Origin of the sequence: Rhizobium sp. FKY42, assembly GCF_005222835.1 — a bacterium.
Taxonomy (GTDB): Bacteria; Pseudomonadota; Alphaproteobacteria; order Rhizobiales; family Rhizobiaceae; genus Neorhizobium.
In genome coordinates this window covers 796,560-816,315 of record NZ_STGA01000029.1, presented here as the reverse complement: position 1 = coordinate 816,315, position 19,756 = coordinate 796,560, and the positions used below count along the sequence as shown (strand labels likewise).

General features: G+C 56.7%; 24 protein-coding genes. 18 read left to right on the top strand and 6 right to left on the bottom strand.

The features are described from left to right. Nucleotides 1-10: 10 nt before the first annotated feature. From E8M78_RS14740 to E8M78_RS14685, 12 genes are all read left to right on the top strand, one after another. Nucleotides 11-310, top strand: a complete 300-nt coding sequence (locus E8M78_RS14740) for an STAS domain-containing protein (RefSeq protein WP_137135726.1) — start codon at nucleotides 11-13, stop codon at nucleotides 308-310. After that, nucleotides 307-672 (top strand): chemotaxis response regulator CheY1, encoded by a 366-nt coding sequence (cheY1, locus tag E8M78_RS14735; protein ID WP_062555331.1) that lies wholly within the window; start codon nucleotides 307-309, stop codon nucleotides 670-672. The genes E8M78_RS14740 and cheY1 overlap by 4 nt, the downstream gene beginning before the upstream one ends. Nucleotides 673-688: 16 nt before the next feature. Then, the gene (locus E8M78_RS14730; protein ID WP_137135725.1) at nucleotides 689-2,989 is read left to right on the top strand and encodes a chemotaxis protein CheA; all 2,301 of its coding nucleotides are present in this window, start codon (nucleotides 689-691) and stop codon (nucleotides 2,987-2,989) included. Nucleotides 2,990-2,993: 4 nt separating this feature from the next. Continuing rightward, nucleotides 2,994-3,461, top strand: a complete 468-nt coding sequence (locus E8M78_RS14725) for a chemotaxis protein CheW (protein ID WP_062555333.1) — start codon at nucleotides 2,994-2,996, stop codon at nucleotides 3,459-3,461. After that, nucleotides 3,458-4,366: a protein-glutamate O-methyltransferase CheR gene (gene cheR, locus E8M78_RS14720; RefSeq protein ID WP_137135724.1), complete on the top strand. Its 909-nt coding sequence runs from the start codon at nucleotides 3,458-3,460 to the stop codon at nucleotides 4,364-4,366. The genes E8M78_RS14725 and cheR overlap by 4 nt, the downstream gene beginning before the upstream one ends. Continuing rightward, nucleotides 4,363-5,403: a protein-glutamate O-methylesterase CheB gene (gene cheB, locus E8M78_RS14715; protein ID WP_137135723.1), complete on the top strand. Its 1,041-nt coding sequence runs from the start codon at nucleotides 4,363-4,365 to the stop codon at nucleotides 5,401-5,403. Before cheR ends, cheB begins: the two co-directional genes overlap by 4 nt. Next, nucleotides 5,404-5,793, top strand: coding sequence for a response regulator (locus E8M78_RS14710; RefSeq protein WP_137135722.1), 390 nt, complete (start codon nucleotides 5,404-5,406; stop codon nucleotides 5,791-5,793). Continuing rightward, entirely contained in the window at nucleotides 5,790-6,344 is a 555-nt protein-coding gene (cheD, locus tag E8M78_RS14705) for a chemoreceptor glutamine deamidase CheD (RefSeq protein WP_062555337.1), read from the top strand. Before E8M78_RS14710 ends, cheD begins: the two co-directional genes overlap by 4 nt. Nucleotides 6,345-6,355: 11 nt before the next feature. Further along, on the top strand, nucleotides 6,356-6,745 hold the full coding sequence (locus E8M78_RS14700) for a hypothetical protein (RefSeq protein WP_137135721.1): 390 nt from the start codon (nucleotides 6,356-6,358) through the stop codon (nucleotides 6,743-6,745). Between the two features lie 116 nt (nucleotides 6,746-6,861). Beyond that, a complete protein-coding gene (gene fliF / locus E8M78_RS14695) occupies nucleotides 6,862-8,556 on the top strand; it encodes a flagellar basal-body MS-ring/collar protein FliF (protein WP_137135720.1) in 1,695 nt (564 codons plus the stop codon). 396 nt (nucleotides 8,557-8,952) lie between these two features. Beyond that, complete coding sequence (locus E8M78_RS14690) at nucleotides 8,953-9,654, top strand: LuxR C-terminal-related transcriptional regulator (protein ID WP_246658347.1); 702 nt, start codon at nucleotides 8,953-8,955, stop codon at nucleotides 9,652-9,654. Nucleotides 9,655-9,763: 109 nt separating this feature from the next. Further along, nucleotides 9,764-10,405: a helix-turn-helix transcriptional regulator gene (locus E8M78_RS14685; protein WP_246658346.1), complete on the top strand. Its 642-nt coding sequence runs from the start codon at nucleotides 9,764-9,766 to the stop codon at nucleotides 10,403-10,405. A gap of 20 nt (nucleotides 10,406-10,425) precedes the next feature. Here the strand turns inward: E8M78_RS14685 and E8M78_RS14680 are convergent, their stop codons facing one another. The 6 genes from E8M78_RS14680 to motA form a co-directional block, all read right to left on the bottom strand. Next, nucleotides 10,426-10,863, bottom strand: coding sequence for a hypothetical protein (locus tag E8M78_RS14680; protein WP_137135717.1), 438 nt, complete (start codon nucleotides 10,861-10,863; stop codon nucleotides 10,426-10,428). 5 nt (nucleotides 10,864-10,868) lie between these two features. Next, nucleotides 10,869-11,945, bottom strand: coding sequence for a flagellar biosynthesis protein FlhB (gene flhB, locus E8M78_RS14675; RefSeq protein WP_137135716.1), 1,077 nt, complete (start codon nucleotides 11,943-11,945; stop codon nucleotides 10,869-10,871). 104 nt (nucleotides 11,946-12,049) lie between these two features. Beyond that, nucleotides 12,050-13,093, bottom strand: coding sequence for a flagellar motor switch protein FliG (fliG, locus tag E8M78_RS14670; RefSeq protein ID WP_137135715.1), 1,044 nt, complete (start codon nucleotides 13,091-13,093; stop codon nucleotides 12,050-12,052). 27 nt (nucleotides 13,094-13,120) lie between these two features. Beyond that, entirely contained in the window at nucleotides 13,121-13,699 is a 579-nt protein-coding gene (gene fliN / locus E8M78_RS14665; RefSeq protein WP_137135714.1) for a flagellar motor switch protein FliN, read from the bottom strand. A 63-nt stretch (nucleotides 13,700-13,762) separates the two neighbouring features. After that, a complete protein-coding gene (locus E8M78_RS14660) occupies nucleotides 13,763-14,710 on the bottom strand; it encodes a FliM/FliN family flagellar motor switch protein (RefSeq protein ID WP_246658323.1) in 948 nt (315 codons plus the stop codon). Between the two features lie 5 nt (nucleotides 14,711-14,715). Further along, a complete protein-coding gene (motA, locus tag E8M78_RS14655) occupies nucleotides 14,716-15,594 on the bottom strand; it encodes a flagellar motor stator protein MotA (protein WP_137135713.1) in 879 nt (292 codons plus the stop codon). A gap of 226 nt (nucleotides 15,595-15,820) precedes the next feature. On the opposite strand from motA, the gene flgF reads away from it, so the two are divergent. The 6 genes from flgF to E8M78_RS14625 are packed head-to-tail and all read left to right on the top strand — an operon-like array spanning nucleotide 15,821 to nucleotide 19,741. After that, on the top strand, nucleotides 15,821-16,555 hold the full coding sequence (flgF, locus tag E8M78_RS14650; RefSeq protein WP_137135712.1) for a flagellar basal-body rod protein FlgF: 735 nt from the start codon (nucleotides 15,821-15,823) through the stop codon (nucleotides 16,553-16,555). A 21-nt stretch (nucleotides 16,556-16,576) separates the two neighbouring features. After that, nucleotides 16,577-17,962, top strand: a complete 1,386-nt coding sequence (gene fliI / locus E8M78_RS14645) for a flagellar protein export ATPase FliI (protein ID WP_137135711.1) — start codon at nucleotides 16,577-16,579, stop codon at nucleotides 17,960-17,962. Between the two features lie 2 nt (nucleotides 17,963-17,964). Continuing rightward, entirely contained in the window at nucleotides 17,965-18,534 is a 570-nt protein-coding gene (locus E8M78_RS14640; protein WP_137135710.1) for a flagellar protein, read from the top strand. A gap of 53 nt (nucleotides 18,535-18,587) precedes the next feature. Continuing rightward, a complete protein-coding gene (gene flgB, locus E8M78_RS14635; protein ID WP_062555351.1) occupies nucleotides 18,588-18,980 on the top strand; it encodes a flagellar basal body rod protein FlgB in 393 nt (130 codons plus the stop codon). Between the two features lie 6 nt (nucleotides 18,981-18,986). Beyond that, the gene (flgC, locus tag E8M78_RS14630) at nucleotides 18,987-19,409 is read left to right on the top strand and encodes a flagellar basal body rod protein FlgC (RefSeq protein WP_137135709.1); all 423 of its coding nucleotides are present in this window, start codon (nucleotides 18,987-18,989) and stop codon (nucleotides 19,407-19,409) included. Then, nucleotides 19,406-19,741, top strand: coding sequence for a flagellar hook-basal body complex protein FliE (locus tag E8M78_RS14625; RefSeq protein ID WP_137135708.1), 336 nt, complete (start codon nucleotides 19,406-19,408; stop codon nucleotides 19,739-19,741). The genes flgC and E8M78_RS14625 overlap by 4 nt, the downstream gene beginning before the upstream one ends. Nucleotides 19,742-19,756: the final 15 nt, after the last annotated feature.

The window sequence follows — 19,756 nt, the reverse complement described above, 5'->3', positions numbered from 1 at the left end:
GGGTCCTGGAATGGCAGTCAACAATAATTCGGCCGAGACGCTCAAGCTGGCAAAGGTTCTGGACCTCAACGAAGCGTCCAATTTGCACGGCACATTGACCTCCCTGCGGGGCAAGGATGTCGCAATCGATGCATCCGGCGTCGAACGTGTCGGCGTTCAATGTGTGCAGGTCCTGCTGGCTGCGGCCAATGCTTGGGAGAAAGATAGCAAGAGCCTCGTCATCGATAAGGTTTCCGATGCTTTTCGCAAGACCATGCAGCTCATCGGCATCAACATAGATCACCTGCTCGCGAAGGAGATTCGGCAGTGAAGAAGAAAGTACTTACCGTGGATGACTCGCGGACGATCCGGAACATGCTTCTGGTGACTCTGAACAATGCGGGCTTCGAAACCATTCAGGCTGAAGACGGTGTGGAAGGTCTTGAAGTTCTCGAAGAATGCAATCCGGACGTCATCGTCACCGATATTAACATGCCCCGTCTGGATGGCTTTGGCTTCATCGAGGGTGTGCGTCGCAACGAACGTTATCGTGCGGTGCCGATCCTGGTGCTGACCACGGAAAGTGACGCGGAAAAGAAGAACCGTGCACGACAGGCCGGAGCGACCGGCTGGATCGTCAAGCCTTTTGATCCCGCGAAATTGATTGATGCGATCGAGCGTGTAACCGCCTGAACCGGGAATTCCTGCGATGGATATGAACGAAATCAAAGAGATCTTCTTCCAGGAGTGCGAGGAGCAGCTCGCCGAACTGGAATCTGGTCTTCTCAAGCTGAATGATGGCGACCGAGACCCGGAAACGGTAAATGCCGTCTTCCGCGCGGTTCACTCGATCAAGGGTGGTGCAGGCGCGTTTGGCCTTGATGACCTGGTTTCGTTCGCACACGTGTTTGAAACGACGCTCGATTGCGTTCGCTCGAACAAGCTCGAACCTTCGCAGGATGTTCTGAAAGTCATGCTGAAGTCAGCAGACGTGCTGGCAGACCTTGTAACCGCCGCCCGCGATGGCGGCGGCGTGGACGAGGGACGAAGCAGGGGTCTTGTGAAGGAACTCGAAGCCTTGGCCCGCGGCGAACTGCCAAGTGGTGGCGCTTCGGAAGCACCCAAGCCACCGGCAAAACCTGCCCCTGCTCCGGTAGCAGTGGCCCCAGCCCCCGCGCCCGCACCGACAGATGACAGCGGCTTCCAGCCAATCCCCTTCACGTTCGATGAATTCGGCGATGAAGAAGCGACAATCGAGCCGTCCTCCTTCGAAGTCGTCTTCAAGCCTCGGCGCGAGTTGTACAGCAAGGGCAACGAGGCAGCTCTGCTCCTGCGTGATCTCTCCCGCGTTGGCGAGATGAGCATCAATTGCGATATCGATAGTCTGCCCGCCTTCGAGAAGATGGATCCAGAGGCGGCCTATTTCAGCTGGACCATCAACGTAAAGACGACGAAATCCGAGCAGGATATCCGCTCCGTCTTCGAATTCGCGGAGTGGGATTGCGACCTCGACGTCAAGCTTGCCGAAAGCACGGACGAAGAGTTGCCGATGATCCCGGTACCGTTCGATCTCGATTTTCTCAACGACGACAGCGTTGATGATGAGCCTGCCGTCGAAAACCATTCTGCTGAACAGGCTGCCGCCGTTGCGGCCGCAGAAGCCGCAAGTAACGTCAGCAAGATGGCTGCCGCGGCTGCCAGAGTGGAAAAGAAGGAAAGCCAGTCGGCAGCCGCTGCCGCTGCTGCTGCCGCAAGCGCCAACGCTGCTAATGCTGCGGCCGGCGCTGGCCAGACCATCCGTGTGGATTTGGACCGCGTCGACCGTCTGATCAACCTGGTAGGTGAGCTTGTCATCAACCAGGCCATGCTTTCACAGAGCGTCATAGAAAATGATACGACGGGCACGTCGTCCATCAATATGGGACTGGAAGAGCTTCAGCAGCTCACCCGCGAGATCCAGGACTCGGTGATGGCGATCCGCGCGCAGCCGGTGAAGCCTGTCTTCCAGCGCATGTCCCGTATCGTCCGCGAAGTCGCCGACATGGTCGGAAAGTCGATCCGCCTCGTTACTGAAGGTGAAAACACCGAAGTTGACAAGACCGTTATCGACAAGCTGGCCGAGCCGCTGACACACATGATCCGTAACGCGGTCGACCATGGTATCGAGACGCCTGAAAAGCGTGAGGCTGCTGGCAAGAACCCGGAAGGTACAGTCAAGCTGACTGCAAAGCACCGCTCTGGCCGCATTCTGATCGAACTTCAGGACGATGGCGCGGGCATCAACCGCGAACGTGTTCGTCAGAAGGCGATCGACAACGATCTCATTCCGGCAGATGCCAATCTGACCGACGAAGAAATCGACAACCTGATTTTCATGCCCGGCTTCTCGACCGCCGACAAGATCTCAGACATTTCCGGCCGTGGCGTCGGTATGGACGTCGTCAAGCGGTCCATTCAGGCTCTCGGTGGGCGCATTTCCATCAGCTCACGACCAGGTCAAGGTTCGACCTTTACCATGAGCTTGCCGCTGACGCTCGCCGTCCTGGACGGCATGGTCGTCACCGTGGCCGGACAGACGCTCGTCGTTCCGCTGACGGCGATTGTCGAAACCCTTCAGCCAGAAGCCGCAGCGATCCATTCATTCGGAGCGAACCAGCGACTGATCTCCATCCGCAACTCCTTCTGCCCACTGGTGGATGTGGGCCGGATCCTGAACTTCCGCTCGATACAGGCAAATCCTGTCGAGGGTGTGGCTCTGCTGGTCGAATCCGAAGGCGGCGGCCAGCGCGCACTGATGGTGGATGCAATCCAGGGTCAGCGTCAGGTCGTCATCAAGTCGCTCGAAGCAAACTACACGCATGTTCCTGGCATCGCCGCTGCCACCATTCTGGGTGACGGACGCGTGGCGCTCATTCTCGATGTTGATGCAGTGGTGGCGGCTTCCCGCGGCCAGTCGCTGCGCGGCGATGGTGCCCTGAAGTCTGATATGTCTTTGGCAGCAACGGGTTAAGTATATGTCGTACGCCGTGAAAAATCTTGCTCAAGGTAGCCGGGAGCTGATCGCTTTCCGTATCGGCGATCAGGAATTTTGCGTCAATATAATGTCGGTACGGGAAATCCGCGGATGGACGAAAGCAACGTCCCTTCCTCATTCCCCATCCTACGTCATGGGTGTCATCAATCTGCGTGGCGCTGTCTTGCCGATCGTCGATCTGTCGGCGCGACTGGGCATGCGCAGGGCAGAGCCGACCCCCCGCCATGTCATCATTGTCGCCCAGGTGAAAAGCCGCGTGGTGGGCATGCTGGTCGAGGCGGTGTCGGACATCCTGACGGTAACGGATGAAAACATCCAACCTGTGCCTGAAGTCTCGTCCGATCTCGAAAAACAGTATGCCAGAGGCATCCTGGCGATCGACAAACGCATGATCTGTCTCATCGAACTCGATGCCCTTTTCCCCGATACTGAAAGCGAAGCTGCATGAGAGCCACTGGTCTCAGCGATAGCCGGCAATCGCCGGATGAAGTTCTGGCAAGCGGAGAATATCCGCTGACACGCCGCGACTTGTCCGAAATCGCGGCCATGATTTACGCAGATGCTGGAATATTCTTGAACGACACGAAGGCTTCGCTCGTCTACTCGCGTCTGTCCAAGCATATCCGGAGTCTTGGCCTCAGCGGGTTTCCGGAATATTGCGCTCTCGTCGCTTCGCCGGAGGGAGCCCCGGTCCGGCGTGAAATGCTCTCGCATCTGACGACCAACTTCACCCGCTTCTTCAGGGAAAACCATCATTTCGAGCATCTGCGTGATGAGGTGCTTCCGGGTCTCATCGCCCGCGCGAAAAGCGGTGGCCGCGTTCGGATCTGGTCGGCAGCGTCTTCCGATGGCCAAGAACCGTATTCAATCGCGTTGACGGTCATGTCTCTCTTGCCGAATGCGGTCGATTACGATTTTCGAATTCTGGCAACCGATATCGACCCGAAGATTCTCGCTTTGGCCCGGACTGGGGCCTATGACGAGAATTCGCTGGAAACGGTTACGCCTGCCATGCGCAAGCAGTATTTCCGTGAGGTCACGATTGATGGTCGACGCAAATTCCAGATCGACGACAAGGTCAAGAAGCTCATCACTTACAACGAATTGAACCTGATGGCGCAGTGGCCATTCAAGGGTCAGTTCGATGTGATCTTTTGCCGGAACGTCGTCATCTATTTCGATGAGCCAACCCAGATGAAGATCTGGTCCCGCTTCTCCGAACTCCTGCCGGTCGGCGGACATCTCTACATCGGACATTCCGAGCGCGTGACGGGGGATGCAAAAAATCTCTTCGATAACATTGGAATAACCACCTACCGCTACACTGGCAAAAGTGGGGGGAGGAAAGGATGAGCATGCCAGCACGAGTTCTTGTCGTTGACGATAGTCCCACGATGCGCGGTCTCATCACGGCTGTGCTGAATAAGGACCCGGACGTAAGCGTCATCGGGCAGGCTGGTGATGCGCATGAAGCACGGGCTGCGATCAAGCAGCTCAATCCGGATGTCGTGACGCTGGATATCGAGATGCCCAACATGAATGGGCTGGAGTTCCTCGAAAAGATAATGCGTCTGCGCCCTATGCCTGTGATCATGGTCTCGACCATGACGCATCAGGGTGCGAATGCGACGCTGGCGGCGCTGGAAATTGGAGCCTTCGATTGCGTCGGCAAGCCGATTCCGGGAGATGTACGCCCATTCGGTGATCTTGCCGAGAAGGTCAAAGCAGCCGCCCGTTCTAACCGCGGGCGTGCTCGTGCAGCGGCCGAAATGCCGGTCGCTCCGACGGTGGATTATCGCGTCGGGCGCAAAATCGTCGCTATCGGTTCGTCGACCGGTGGGGTCGAAGCGCTGATTACGGTCCTGCAAAAATTCCCTCAAAATTGCCCGCCGACGGTAATAACGCAGCATATGCCGCCGACGTTTACCAAAAGTTTTGCAGAACGGCTTAATCGTATCTGCGCCCCTGTTGTGCAGGAAGCGACCGACGGTGCCAGATTGGAGATCGGCAAGATCTATCTGGCGCCCGGTGGCGACCGGCATCTGCAGGTCGTCAATCCGTCAGCCCCGAGCTGTCGTCTTGTCGAGCGCGAACCGGTCAATGGCCACAGGCCATCGGTCGACGTTCTCTTCGATTCGGTAGCTGAACTGGCGGGACGCAATGCCGTGGGAGTCATCCTTACCGGAATGGGAAGGGATGGAGCTTCCGGCCTGCTCAAGATGCGCAATGCTGGCGCACGCACTCTTGGGCAGAACGAGAGAACCTGTGTCGTTTACGGCATGCCTCGTGTTGCGAACGACATCGGTGCCGTCGAGCAGCAATTGCCGCTCGGCGCTATCGGTGAGGAAATCTTGAAATTAACTGCTGCCCGAAAAGAAGGTACCGAATAAATGTCTCTCGCTGAAAAAATCAAAGTTCTGATCGTCGATGATCAGGTAACGAGCCGTTTGCTTCTCAGCGACGCCCTGACACAGCTTGGCTTCAAGCAGATCACTGCGGCCGGCGATGGCGAGCAAGGCATGAAGATCATGTCCGAGCAGCCTCACCATCTCGTCATCTCGGATTTCAACATGCCGAAGATGGATGGTCTGGGTTTGCTGCAGGCCGTACGGACCAATCCTAATACCAAGAAGGCGGCATTCATTATTCTGACGGCGCAGGGCGACCGCGCGCTGGTGCAGAAAGCAGCCCAACTGGGTGCCAATAACGTACTCGCAAAGCCATTTACCATCGAAAAAATGAAAGCTGCCATCGAGGCAGTATTCGGAGCTCTTAAATGAACGAACTGGCCGCAGCCAAGCGGATGAATATCATCCAAGGCGAATTTAAAGTGACGGATGATCCCAACGCCGTAATTACGACGATCCTGGGTTCTTGCGTGGCTGCGTGCCTCAGGGACCCCGTGGCCGGAGTAGGGGGGATGAATCACTTTCTTCTTCCCGGAAACGGTCCGGGAGGCATGTCAGGGGGGGATATGTCTCGCTACGGCGTTCATTTGATGGAATTGTTGATCAACGGCATCCTGAAGCGCGGCGGGCGGCGTGACAGACTGGAAGCCAAGATCTTTGGTGGTGCCAAGACCATCGCGAGCTTCTCCAATGTCGGAGAGCAGAACGCGACCTTCGCCACACAATTCCTGCGCGATGAAGGCATAGCGATCGTGGGATCGTCTACAGGCGGTGAATTCGGGCGCAAGCTCGAATACTGGCCCGTGAGCGGTCGCGCTCGAACCTACCCTCTGACCGGCGCGGAAACACAGAAAACCGTGGCCCAGGAACAGCGCCCTGCGCGTCCTGCAAAGCCAGTGGAAAGTTCAATCGAATTCTTCTGATCGGAGAAGCAATGACCGATTTGCATGTTCAGCCATCGCTCTCCGAGGACGAAAAGCTCCCGGACGTTCTGATGCGCGTCGTGACCGAGTTGCACGACGTGGCCTACCTTATTGAACGCATCGAACCGCAACTGCTTGAGCTTGGCGGTGCGTCCGTTCTGCAATCACCAGATAGCATGAAGGTGATGCAGGGGATTGATCTGGCCGTTCAGAAAACACGAGGGCTTGCAGAGTTCATAGATACCATCACAGCGGATATTCCGGACAACTGGACAGTCGACCTCACAACCGCCCTGAGTCTCGTCAAGCTGGCAGAAATGCACAAGGCGTTGAGCAGCGGCATGCGTCATGGCCATTCACAGCCTCTTTCCAAGGCAGCAGGAGATTTTGATTTCTTCTAATTTATAACTGTCTCCACCGTCTCGATGGGGCTTTGCGAAACGCTCGCACAAGCTTCGCCGCGTAGGTTGTGTGAGGGCAAAGGCCTACATGACCTATTAGACGGTGCGGGAACAGAATGAATCTGTTAGCTCAATTTAATCAAATAATGAAGAATTTCGGGTCGTTAGGCCAAACCAAACTGCTGACTTTGGCAGGGGTTGGCCTTGTATCCATGGCGATTGTCATCGCTGCCGCCCTCTATGTGAACAAACCGGCCTTCGAAACACTCTATGTGGGACTGGAACAGGCAGACCTGAACAAAGTCAGCGTTGCGCTGGCCGAAGCAGGTATCAACTTTGCAGTCGGCCAGGACGGTTCAAGCATACAGGTACCGGTTGGTATGACCAGCCGTGCGCGTCTTCTGCTTGCCGAGCGAGGGCTGCCAAACAGCAGTAATGCCGGCTACGAACTGTTCGACAAGGTTGGCTCGCTCGGCCTGACCTCCTTCATGCAGGAAGTCACGCGAGTGAGGGCGCTGGAAGGTGAAATCGCTCGCTCGATCCAGCAGATCAGTGGCGTTGCAGCCGCACGTGTGCACATCGTCATGCCCGATGTCGGCAACTTTCGCCGCGCCGGTCAAAAGCCGACGGCCTCCGTCATGATCCGCGCCTCGACGGAAGCTGGTCGCAAGGCGGCTTCATCCATCCGCCATCTTGTCGCTTCTGCCGTTCCCGGGCTTGAGGTCGACGACGTGACAATTCTCGATTCGACTGGCCAGTTGCTGGCCTCCGGCGATGAAAGCGGCAATAGCAGCCTGTCGCGCTCTATGAATGCCGTCCAGTCGGTCCAGCAGGAACTCGAAAGCAATATCGACAAGGCACTCGCGCCCTTCCTCGGCATGGATAATTTCCGTTCCAGTGCAACTGTGGTGCTGAACACCGATACACAGCAGATCCAGGAAACCGTGTTCGACCCTGAATCGCGTGTCGAACGCTCGGTGAAGATCACGAAAGAAGCGCAGAAGTCCCAGCAGAAGCAATCCGACTCTGCGACAACTGTTGAGCAGAACATTCCGCAAGCCGCGCCGCAGGCTGGCGGTGCCGGTGGCCCAGAATCGTCCGACCAGTCGGACAAGAAGGAAGAGCAGACCAACTACGAAATCAATTCGAAGACGACGGCAACGACAAGGAATGGTTATCGCCTCGAAAAGCTTTCCATCGCGGTCGTTGTCAATCGTGGCCGCATTGCGCAGATGGTTGGCGAGCCGGTCGACCAGCAGAAGATCGATGCCTATCTGGAAAAGATGAAGCAGATCGTTTCCACGGCTGCCGGGATCAGTACAGATCGCGGCGACGTCGTAACAGTCACGGCAATGGATTTCCTCGAAAACCAGTTGCTTGACCAGTCTGCTGCAAATGGTCCGGGCTTCGGCGAAATGCTGACGCGCAACATGGGCGGCATCATCAACTCCGCGGCTTTCGTCCTGGTCGCCTTCCTGGTCGTCTGGTTCGGCCTGCGCCCCGTCGTCCGCAGCGTCGCCGGCACGGCTGTCAGCACTGAGACAGCTGGCGAGGCTGCCGGACTGGAGCTGCCGGACTTCTCACCTGCCGGCGCCAACCCCGCCCTTGCGGAAGGCTTCGGAGCCGACTTCGGTTCGGACTTCGGGTTCGACAGCTCGAACGACCTGTTTGGCGCCGAAGACGACCCGAATGGCGGCTTCAATCGGCGCGTCAAGGAAGGCCCTGAAAAGCGTCTGGCTCGCATGGTGGAAATCAGCGAAGAGCGCGCTGCCAAGATCCTGCGCAAATGGGCTGTGGATCGCGCCGCCTGATAAAGGAAAGACACATAAACCAAAACGCGAGAGGGGCGGCAAAATGTCGGCCCTTTTTGCGTTTGTACCCTCCAATCAGGAAGGCGTTTATCCTGCAATCCTGGTTGTAAGACATTGGCTCAACGCCGTGTTCCATATTTCCGAGGTCACAATATGTTTTTGGCAGGCGGCCCGGCTTGTGTGTATAAGAGAAAGGGAATTCGAAAATGTGCTCAAGGTTATGGCAATTCTACGATCCCCGCCTACAATGGAGATGATTCGACGTGCCGATGCGGGAACGGAAGAGGAGTTCGCCCTGACCGACGACTGATCGACCACTGTTGACCGGAGAGATGATCTCGCCGGAAGGAGAAAGGCGGAATGGAGTTGCGAGCCCCGGAACAGTTTGCGGGTAACATGGTGCAGCCCGAAGTGCTGGCCTCCACAACCTCTGGCCGTGAACAATTTCTCAGCAAGCTTTCGGCCAGCGGTTCATCTGGCCAGATCCAGAGTGCCATGGCGCAACTGACGGAGTATGTCGGTGCCTCTCACTACCTCCTGGCACGCTACGATCTTATTCAGGAAAACGGACTTGATTTCATCGTCGCGTCAAATTGGCCGTTCGATCTGGTGCGCCGTATCGGCAGCGATCTCGCGCGCAGCTATGGACGGTCCACCGAAATCGAAAAATGCCTGAGCCTGCTGACGCCGCAATTCGCTCTTCTTCCGGATGATTTGAGCCTGCCAAATCATGTCAGCCAGCAATACTGTTCTTTGACCTTCTGCGTCGGGCGAACTCGCTTCTCGGTCATGCTTCTGTTTTCGGAAGGACTTATCCTCTCGCAGGATCGTCTACGCGAGGTGGGGCTGCTGGCGGCCTATGTTTTGAGCCTTGGCGACACGCGAGAAGTGCGGACAGAGCGAGACTTCGAATTGACCGACCGGGAACTTGAATGCCTTTTCTGGATCGCCGAGGGCAAGACCAGCGACGAGATTGCCGTGATTCTCGGCATCTCCCGCAATACGATCAATAACTATATCACAAGCGTGATGCGCAAGACGGCAACCAAGACCAGGTCGGAGGCGATCGCCTACGCTGTTCGCAACAATCTGGTTTAGGCAGTATCGATAACTCATGTGAGTTTTCTGCGGAATGAAAACGGGAGTTCTCTTGACAATCGGTCAGCGCGTATCCAGCCGCTCGGATATATTCCCAAAGCTCATCAACATGCAGCGGGCGCTGAATGCCCGGAACTTTGCCGTGTTTCGCGTTTCAGGCTCCGGCCTGCCCAACAAGCGCAAGCTGGTTTGCGAAATGGAAAACTGGGGCGTTTCTGCGGCCGAGCACTGCGGCGCCTTCTTGCAGGCCTATGGCGACCGCCTGCTGAATCACATTGAGCTGTCACTTCTCCCGATGATCTGGAAGTCCAGAGGGCAGGCCGAGACCAGACTGTCGATCAAGGATTCGGGTATCACTGTCCTGCTGGATGGCCAGCAGCTTTCCTTCGAAGGGATCGCTTTCCCGGTTCGGCTGGGCGCAATAGGCAATGGTTATGTCGCATTTGCCGGGTCTGCAATGGACCTGTCGAACGACCTTGTCATTGACCAGCACGTGCGCAGTTGCCACGTCATGATGGATCTGCTCGCCATGGACGAGCGGCGGTCCATCCCTGCCGAATCACTGAGCGAAAGAGAAGTGGCCTGTCTTCAGCTTGCAGGAGATGGGCAGATCAGCGAAGAAATTGCCGAACGGCTTGGTCTCTCCGTTCACACGGTCAATGCCTATCTCGGTTCCGCCACGATCAAGCTCGATGCAGTGAACCGGATACAGGCCATTGCCAAGGCCATTCGCCTTGGCTTCATTCACTGAAATAGCTCCGGAGCGAGAGTTCAGCCCGCCAGTGCGGTCGGCGTTCTGATGAACCGCGCGGCATGCAGGCTGCGCGAAAGAAACCGCGTATTTTCCTCCGGGTCGTCAGAGGGGTTCTGGAAGGAAATATGGTCGATCTCGATGCCGGCGGTCTTGTCCGTCAGCATCAATCTTGCATAGACGGAAAGGCCCTGCGTCTTGATCTCAAGATCCAGGATGACTTCCGGTCGACCGTCCCATTCCAGCTTATAGTCGCCACCGGAACCGAAACTTACGGTACCTGGATGGAAGTACAGCTCTGCAGCCGAAGAAACCAGGTCGGCAATACTGCCATAGCATTCGAGGCGCAGCAGCGAAATCAGGTCGGCCGCATCCAGCATTCGTAATTCTGTTGCAACTGGGCTGATCGCCTGAGCCAGGATTTTTTCACGTTCAAGCGAATAGTTGCATTTTTTCATGGCGTTCAGCGTATCCGTTTTTGAGGCGATCGCGAGGCGTAGACTCGATGAATCAGTTCGGCCACTGCCTTGTAAAAGGCTGGTGGAATGACACTATCCACCGAGACTTGCGCAAACATGGAGCGAGCGAGCGGCGGATCCTCAAAAACAGGAATGTTATTCTGCTCTGCGATTTCGCGAATTTTCAATGCGATCAGGTCACTGCCCTTGGCAACAACCACCGGCGCATCACTTTCTTCGCGCACATAGCGCAGGGCTACGGCATAGTGGGTCGGGTTTGCAATCACAAGCGTTGCGCGCGGCACGTTGTTGATCATGCGCTGACGGGCGCGACTGCGCATGACGGCGCGCTGACGTCCCTTGACCATAGGGTCACCCTGCGACTGCTTGTGCTCGTCCTTGATTTCCTGCTGCGACATCTTCAGTTCGCTGTACCAGTGATGCCGTGTCCAGAAAAAGTCGGCCGCCGCAAGAACGCCGGTCGACAGGAGAATCACCACCATCATCTTCGTGGCAGCCACATAGAGCATGTCCGGAACCACTTTCGGATCGGCGAACATTGCATCAAGCGAATGCATGAAGTCGCCACGCATCGCAAAGAACATGCAGATGCTGACGACAATGATCTTGAAGAGAGATTTCCCGAATTCCACCAGACCAGGTACGCTGAAGATGCGCTCCAGCCCCTTCATGGGAGACACGCGGGAAATCTGCGGACGCACGCGTTCGAGCACGGCGGAGGGAAGATTTTGCGCAAAGGATGATGCAAGGCCGAACAGGCTGAACATCAGCATCACAGGCAGCAGGAAGGAAGCCGTTGCCCAGCCGAGATGCACACCGATCGATACGATATCCGAGGCGTTTTCCAACTGCCACTGATCCGGTTGTGCAATGATGTCCTTGAGCGTTTCCCCGAGGTCGAGTGTCCGGCCCGGCAGGAAAAAGATGAGGTAACAATAAAACGCAAGAGATGACGCGAAGAGCGTCACCTCTTTCGAAAACGGAACGTTACCTTTTTCAGCCGCGTCACGAAGTTTTTTCTCGGTCGGGCTTTCTGTTTTACTTTCTTTATCCTCTGACAAGGCTTCATCCCTGTGTCAGAGCGCCAGATGTTTGGCGCTCTTTCAACCGGAGGTCATCATGATCTCCGGAAAGCGACGGAATGAACCTTTCGGGTCCACTCCGCTTATGCGGCCGCCGGAGCCTCGCCAGCTGGCGCGGCCTCCTTGAGCTGTATCTGGCCTGCATTGGCCAGACGGATGGCTTCCTGTGCCACGGCGCGCCGTGCGATGGCCACTTCGCGCGGATTGATGGCCGCGTTGGAGCCGAGATCGGACTCGATCATGCGACGCTGGCGCGGGCTGATGGCAGACAAAACGGCTTCCTTGATTTCCGCCGAGGCCCCACGCAGGGCCATCGTCAGGATATCGCCGGCAATGTCGTTCAGCAGCATCACGCGACTGCGCTGCGGCATGGCCAGAAGATCGTCGAACAGGAAGATCTTCGGACGTACCTTGTTGACCGATTCTTTGCTGATTGTCTCCAGCGATGTGAGCAAATTGTCGACCTGTGGCTTTTCCAACTCGTTCATGAGTTCCGCCACCTTGTTGGAACCGTTCGAGTTGCGCTCCGCTTCGATCAGATGGATCAGCTCGATGACGCGGTTTTCGATGATCTGCGCCGCCTTCGGGCTGACATCCTTCATGTTGACCGTACGGTTCATGATGTCGGCCCGCTGGGCATCTGGAAGCTGCATCAAGAGCTTCGCACCGAAGGACGAGGGCAGCATGGAGAGGATGTAGGCGATGGTCTGAGGATGTTCCTTCAGCATGAAACGACCAACAAAGGCCGGATCGGCATCCTGCAGGCGGTCCCAGATCGACGTCTCGTAAGCCTGGAAGGCCGTGCGGCGGCCCAGCAGCCCGTCCACTTCTTCCGGTGTCAGGCCTTCTTCGAGGATGCTTTCGATAGCGCGTGCGTTATCCATGAGACCCGCACCTTCGGTGAACAGGTCTTCAAATTCGTTGACCAGCTGCAAAAGTTCATCCGGCGGGATTTCGCGGAGCGTCTGCGCGGCTGCAATGATTGTTTGCAGCTCGCTCTGGGTAAAAAACTTCAACAGCTTGCCGGCAACCCCCTTGCCCATCGCAAGAAGGACGGCGGCGGCCTTTTCAGCTTGGGATAACGGTTTCTTGGAGACTGGGCCTCCGAAATCGTCAAAGTCCATCATGGTCTTCCCTCACTGTCCCTCATGGGATCAGACTTTGTTTGTACTCAACACTTCCGTTAGCTTGACGCCGAACCGTGTGTCGTCATTTTCGAGCACCGTGATCTCACCTTTGGCAATTCTGCGGCCATTGACGGTGATCTCGACCGGCTCTCCGATCTTCTTGTCCAGCGCGATAATGGCGCCTTCCTCAAGACCCATAAGCCCCGAAACTTGCATCTTGCTTGTGCCCAGGACGATTTCGACCGTAATCGGAATATCCATGATCAGGTCGAGGTTCGAATTGAGCGCGCTACCTGGCTCCGGCATGGATGACGAAGCCGACGAACCGAAGGACGCACCTCCACCGAAGTCACTTCCGAGCGAAGCGCCACCGAAATCCGAACCGCCGCCGAAATCGGAACCACCAAAGGCAGTATCCGATCCAAGATCGGCACCGAACGGGGATTCGGAGGCCGATGCAGACATGCCGAAATCGTCACCGAGGCTGCCGGTTTCGTCAGCCTTCAGCACGCCGCGCAGATCGTCGATCGCCTGGTCCAGTTCCTTTTCGTCGCTGGAAGGGGCAAACATATCGTCCGGATTGAAAGGTGTCTTATTCGTAGCCATGAATTGATTATTCCTGTTGAAACTTGCGTCAGGCTGCCCATGCTAAATTACGAACCTGGCGGGTCACTTCATGAGATGTCTCAGCAGTTCGTCTTCGGTGCTGATGTTGTCCTTGACGCGCACGGTGTAGCGATCGCCGGAGCGACCGAATTCGCACGCATAGAGATCTTTTCCATTGGCGCTGACATCGACCCGAACATCTCCCTTGTCCTCGAAGGCGATGATGTCGCCTGCCATCAGCTTCGAAATGGTCTTGAGCGTCAGTGATTGCAGACGGATGCGCGCCTGCAGCGTGATTTGCGAGCGACGCACCTGTTCGGCAATGCGATCGGCCCACTCCTGCTTCTGTTTCGAAAGTTGCGCCCGGGATTTCGGTGTTACCACCTTTGTCTTCAGGAGCGTCGTCTGCGGTATGACCAGAGCGATTTCTGATGCAACATTGCCGATCTCGACGGCCATGCGAATCGTGGCACCGAATTCAGGCTTCTCATCCTTGTCCGCTTCCGGTCTGGCGGCAGCATTATAGGGGCGCTCCAGCATGGCTTCGAAACCACCGGCCGCATTGACGCCCGAACGCAGGACATTCGCAATGCGCTCGAAAACCATGGAGGCTAGATCGATTTCGATGTCCGAAAGGGGACGCGGATCCGGTTGAACGATGATGGCCGGATCTGCACCCAGCATACGCTCCATCAATGCGATGACGAAGCTGTTGCCACAGGCAAGCACGAAGTTCGGGCACCAGTTGCGCAAGGATCCGTCAGCCAGGCACACAGTATCGCCCAACTGCGCGATAAGGTCCTGCATCAGACCCGACTGGAAGCCGATATAGGAAACGTCGATGTGGATATTTGTCTCGCTGTGAAAGACATCCGGCAGAAATTCCGAATAGAGCTGGCCGAAATCGGCTGCAAGCCTCTCGACGGTCTTGTAGTCGCCCAACCCTCCCGTGAGCTTTGCAAGAAGCGCCAGATCCATACCGGAAGCCATGTCGTCGTTGCTTTTGGTCATCTTGGTCAGGCCGCCTTGCTTTCGCCACCGCCACCCGGATTCATCATTTCCTGCTCGACGGCGTCAATCGACGGACGCTCATAGCCGGAGATCGTCTTGCGACCATACTCAAGTGCGACCTGTGGAACCGAGCCGTTCATATAGGCAATCAGGGTCTGCTTCACGACGATGTAGAGGCGATGCTGCTTGGTGCGAACAACCTTGATCTGATTGCAGAGCGGTGCGACCATGCAATAGGATAGGAAGATACCAAGCATGGTGCCGACGAGCGCCGCGCCGATCAGGCCACCGAGAACTTCCGGCGATTCGTTGATCTTGCCCATGGCCTTGATAACGCCGAGAACGGCGGCGACGATACCGATGGCCGGAAATGCGTCGCTCATGGTTGTGAGCGAATTATACGGTTTCATCTTGTCGTGAAGGATGGTTTCGATTTCTTCGTCCATCAGCGCTTCAATCTCGTGGCTGCGCGCATTGCCGATGATGATGAGCCGAACATAATCGCAAATGAACGAGGTCAATTCCTTATTCTTCAAGACAGTGGGGGCGGTCTGGAAGATCGAGGATTCTTCCGGATTGTCGATGTGTGCTTCAATCTCGTTGCGCGACTTGGTGCGAAGATCGCGCATCAAGGAATAGAGGACACCGAGAACATCCAGGTAGTTCCGTTCTTTGGGAACTGCATACTTGAACGCTTCACCAATCGCTTTACCGGAGTCTTTCACGACCTTCATCGGGTTGGCCATGATGAAGCTTCCGATACCGGCGCCACCGATAATCACCAGTTCGAACGGCTGGAAGAGGACGTCGAGATGGCCACCCATGGCCATGTAGCCGCCCAGTACGCAGCCTATTGTGACTATAAATCCGATTATGATGGTCATTGTACACCTGCACCATGTTCGTATCAGGTTTCAGGAATACTGGCGCTGGCTTGCGTGAGGCTGGGTTTATAGCTGTTTAATTGAATCTAAAAATTGCCTGGCTTGGAACAGCTTCGCACAAGTCTGTCTGCCTATGGATTGGCATGATCAGGGTTCTCTGTGGAGCCCTTCCGTTCGACCCCTCAATGTGTCGAAGACATCTGAACCATCACGGAGCCAAAGACAAATGCAGTCCGGTTTGTATGTCGGTATTTCTTCGCAGATCGCGCTTGAGCGCCGCTTGAACACGATCGCCGACAATATGGCGAATATGAACACGGTTGGCTTCAGGGCGACCGAAGTGAAGTTCGACGAGGTGCTCAGCAAGACACGCAACGAACTCAACGCGAAGGTCGCCTTTGTCAGCCAGGGCAATGATTATCTGTCCACGCGCAGCGGCGGCCTGGATCATACGGGCAACCCGCTGGATGTTGCGATCAAGGGTGATGCCTGGTTTGCGATCGACACCCCGCAGGGTCAGGTTCTGACGAAAGATGGACGATTCACGCTGAAGGAGACGGGCGAGCTCGTTTCCAACATGGGCTATCCGGTGCTTGATGCCGGCGGCGCACCCATTCAGCTGGATCGCACAGCCGGTCCGCCGGTGATTGGTCCAGATGGCCGCGTGACGCAGAACGACCGGCCTGTTGCCACGCTCGGGGTTTTCACCACGGATATCTCGAAAGGGTACCTGCGCTTTGAGAATGGCGGCGTGATCCCCACACAGGCGCCGCAGCCGGTGGTGGATCGGGTCGATATCAGCGTTGTCCAGGGCTATCTCGAGCAATCCAACGTCAACGGCATTGGCCAGATGACCGAACTCATCCAGGTCAACCGCAGCTTCGAAGCCATTTCCTCGCTGATGCGCGACACGGAAACCAATTTCAGCGAAGCCATCAAGACCCTCGGCGGTTCGCGCTAATTTCTCGGTGAAGGCTGAATCATGAACGGCAAGTCCGTGGAACCGGTGCCGAACGGCAAGCTGACCCAGATGGCGTCGCTCGTTCAACGCTTTACCAAGCCTGAAGTTGCGGTGGCACCAGGCGGCCATGTGCGCACTATCGCTGCGGGTCATTATACGGTCTCTGGCCTTTCAAAGCAGGTCCGGCTTGGCGAATTCGTCGCGCACCGCAGCAAGACCGGCATTCATCTGGGCGAAGTTGTACGGGTCGAACCGGATCTTGTTTATGTCTGCCCGATCGAACCTGGTGAACCGATCGGTATCGGCGATGTGGTCATCCGCAAGGGTGCGTTCCGCATCGCACCGGACGACAGCTGGTGTGGCCGCACCATCAGTGCCCTGGGTGACCCCATCGACGGAAAGGGCCCGCTGGTCAATGGACCGGAGAAACGGTCCATTTCCAACACGGCTCCACCTTCGATGACGCGACAGCGTATCGAAGAAGGATTTCGAACCGGCGTGCGTGCCATCGACATCTTCTCTCCGCTGTGCCTTGGCCAGCGTCTCGGCATTTTCGCCGGGTCCGGTGTCGGCAAATCGACGCTTCTTTCCATGATCGCGCGCGCGGTGGCCTTCGACAAGGTTGTCATCGCGCTTGTTGGCGAGCGTGGTCGAGAAGTGCGTGAATTCATCGAAGACACGCTGGGCGATAACATGGCGAAATCCATTGCCGTTGTGGCCACCAGCGACGAAAGCCCCATGCTGCGCAAGATGGCTCCCCTTGTCGGCATCACGATTGCGGAGCATTTTCGCGACCGCGGCGAAAACGTGTTGTTCATCGCCGACAGTATCACCCGGTTTGCTCACGCAATCCGTGAGGTTGCGGTTGCGTCCGGCGAGCCGCCCATCGCACGTGGCTATCCTGCCTCCGTGTTTACCGAGCTGCCGCGTCTGCTGGAGCGTTCGGGTCCGGGTCCGGAAGGAACGGGCACCATAACTGCCATCATTTCGATCCTGGTGGATGGCGACAATCACAACGACCCGATTGCCGACTCCGCGCGCGGGATTCTGGATGGACACGTGGTGCTGGAGCGTAGCCTTGCCGAAGAGGGACGTTATCCGCCCATCAATCCCTTGTCCTCCATCTCGCGCCTGGCGCGCAAGGCCTGGACCGGCGATCAGGAAAAGCTCGTTTCGAGGTTGAAATCCCTCATTCACAAATTTGAGGAAACGCGGGATCTGCGCCTGATCGGGGGGTATCGCGCCGGCAGTGACGCTGATCTCGACATGGCGATCAAACAGGTTCCCATCATCTACGACGTACTCAAGCAAGGTCCAGGAGATCCGCCGGCAGAGGATGCCTATGCGGATCTGGCAGGCGCCTTACGGGCCGGTGCAGGTCCCGGGAACCTGAGACAGAGAGGTTGAACATGCAGCAGGACAACGACGAAGAGATCAAGCCTTCGCGCACTCGTCGGCGATCTGGATCTTCCAGCGATCGAATGCTGGCGGGTGCCGGAATCCTTCTGGCAACTGCATCCGCGCTCTTCCCGTGGTACGTCTTCTTCAATGAGGACAAGTTCGGCATCCGTGTCGAAACCATGGATCACACACGCGATTTGCCAGACACGCCGGCCCGGAACGTCTTCAGCGTATCCCCGCTTGCCATGGTCGATAACACGCCCTCCAACACGCCGAAGGACCCGCTGGATCCCACCGACAATCTGACGACAGCCACGGTTGCGTCTCCAGACAAGGCCGATGGGGATCAGGGAACAGGGCTTATGCAGCCGCTCCCCGGCAAGAATACGTTCCGCCTCATGCACGTCGCCAATGGTCGAGCGCTGATCGAAGACAGCAAGGGCATGTATATGGTGCGTGTCGGTTCCATCCTGCCGGACAACAGCCGTCTGGCAACCATCGAGCAGCGCGGCGGACGCTGGGTGATCATAACGTCCACCGGTGAGGTGTTAAACGACCAGGCCTCGGGCAGTCCGTAAGTCTGACGCAAGGATATCAGCCTAGGCTTCAATTAGAAAATGGAGAGAAGCCTATGCAACCCATTCAATTGTTCGATCTGGCATCGCGTCAAGCGGAATGGCTTTCCATTCGCCAGCAGGTCGTTGCTGGCAACATCGCCAACGCAAACACGCCAGGTTACAAATCCAAGGATGTCACACCCTTTTCGGCGGTGATGAACGAGACCAACATCGCCATGGCGCGCACCAATGCGGCGCACCTGTCGGGTCACTCCCTGGACAGTTCGATCGATGTGAACATCGAAGAGGAAGATCTCAATCAGGAAATCGGCGTTCAGGAGTCCGGCAATACCGTGTCCCTGTCGCAGGAGCTTACCAAAATGGGCGGAATCAAGCGTCAGTACGATATCGGGAACACGCTGGTTAAGTCCTTCCACAGCATGATGCTGATGACAGTCAGGAGGTAATGATCCATGGATCCGCTAGCCGCATCGCTCAGGATTGCCGGTTCGGGTTTGGAAGCCCAATCCACCCGCTTGCGCATTGTTTCTGAAAACATCGCCAACTCGCGCACCACGGGCGATACGCCCGGTGCCGACCCGTATCGTCGCAAGACCATCACCTTTGGTTCCGAACTGGACAAGCTGTCCGGGGCACAGGTTGTCGACGTCAAGAAACTCGGTATCGACTCCTCTGATTTTCACGAGGAATACGATCCCGGTAATCCGGCCGCCGATGCCAAGGGCATGGTGAAGATGCCCAATGTCAACGTGCTGATCGAAATGGCCGACCTTCGGGAATCCAACCGCAGCTATGACGCAAACCTGCAGACCATCAAGCAGACGCGCGAGATGATTTCTTCCACTCTTGATCTTCTGAAGGGCGCATCGCAATGATTGACGGTATCCAGAAAGTCGCCGGTCTCTCCATGACGAGAGATCTTGGCGAGGTCACCTCCTCTTCAAGTGCCGCCTCCGCGTTTGGCACTGCCGGATCTTCGGCAAGCACGGGCGCCTCCTTTTCCGAAGTTCTCGGCAATATGGCGGTCGACGCCGCCAACAGCCTGAAGAGCGCGGAAGCCATTTCCTTCGATGGAATTACCGGCAAAGCGAATACCCGTGAAGTCGTCGACGCTGTTCTCCAGGCGCAGCAGTCGCTGCAGACGGCCATCGCCTTCCGCGACAAGATCGTCAGCGCCTATCTCGACATCACCAAAATGCAAATCTAGCGGTTCAAGGACATC